The 1,021-nt window shown below is 57.4% G+C and carries 1 protein-coding gene and 1 pseudogene; both read right to left on the bottom strand.

What is annotated here, in order from left to right:
• Positions 1-565: transposase (locus L1069_RS23755; protein ID WP_237457287.1), on the bottom strand; the 565-nt coding region annotated here is incomplete at its 3' end.
• A gap of 85 nt (positions 566-650) precedes the next feature.
• Positions 651-1,021, bottom strand: a pseudogene (locus L1069_RS23750) (Tn3 family transposase); the annotation flags it as partial.

Raw genomic sequence — 1,021 nt, 5'->3', positions numbered from 1 at the left:
AACTCCACTTTCTCTGAATCTCCATAGCCGTACAGTGCCGGAAGACGCCTTCAATCATGGCCGCCACTTCCGAGGATGAACGCCGCTTCAATTGGGAGTAGACACAGGTCGCCTGACGCTCGACATGCCAATAGCTCATGACGCCCCGCCCACCATACCGAGCGTGCCATTCTGTCATCAGATTCCGGTCCCAGGCTCCGAATTTGGTAGAAACTGCCGCGCAGGCAGTTCCTGCATCACCCCATACGACCGGATTCCGAACCGCCAAAGTGGCATCCGCAACCTTTGCCGCCGCAGCCCGAAGCGAGGCCGGGTCAATATACCGGCGGCGAATGTGCAAGAGTTCATCATAGCTGATCCCAGGCACCCCGGCGGCCACTCGTTTCAAACCGGCATTGGTGCCCGGACCGTACAGACACAAACGCTGGTCTCTGACTATGCGGTCAAGCGCCTCACGGCTCGCTGAGGTTTCAAAGGCGTCTAGAAACCCGGTATCCAGCGCAGTCTCTTTTAGCGCATCCAGCAGGCCCGTCATCGGCCACCGTCTACCGATTTCAGCTTTCATTGAAAGGAGACCGTGCGGTTCAGGCGCTGGTGCATATGGCGTGACGCAAATCCGGTTTTGGCCAGACCATCGAAGCCGAACCAGGTCATTGGAAGGCAAAGTCGCATTCAGTTCGCGCAGCACCCGCAACAGGAAAGATCACATCCGAGACCCTGCCATTCGGGGTCATCATCGCAGCTGTGGCGATATCAACCAGCAATCGTTCCTTGCCGTGTACCTTCTCGATGTCGGCGGCAATTTTGCCGATCACCTTGCGCCGGGATTTCGTCCCGATCCGGTGCACGACATCAATCAACAGATCTACCAGCCCATCGATCAGCTGCGATTTGCGAGACATTATACACAGGGCCAGCAGCCCGATCCGTTTCTCCTCGGCATGACGGCGCATTTCATAGGCTGTTTCGCCTTCGACACGGCGCGCAAAATGTCTGAGCCAGGACGGATCGACGCGATCTA

The organism is Leisingera sp. MMG026 (genome assembly GCF_021654205.1).
Taxonomy (GTDB): Bacteria; Pseudomonadota; Alphaproteobacteria; order Rhodobacterales; family Rhodobacteraceae; genus Leisingera.
This window is presented reverse-complemented; position numbering and strand designations above follow the sequence as displayed.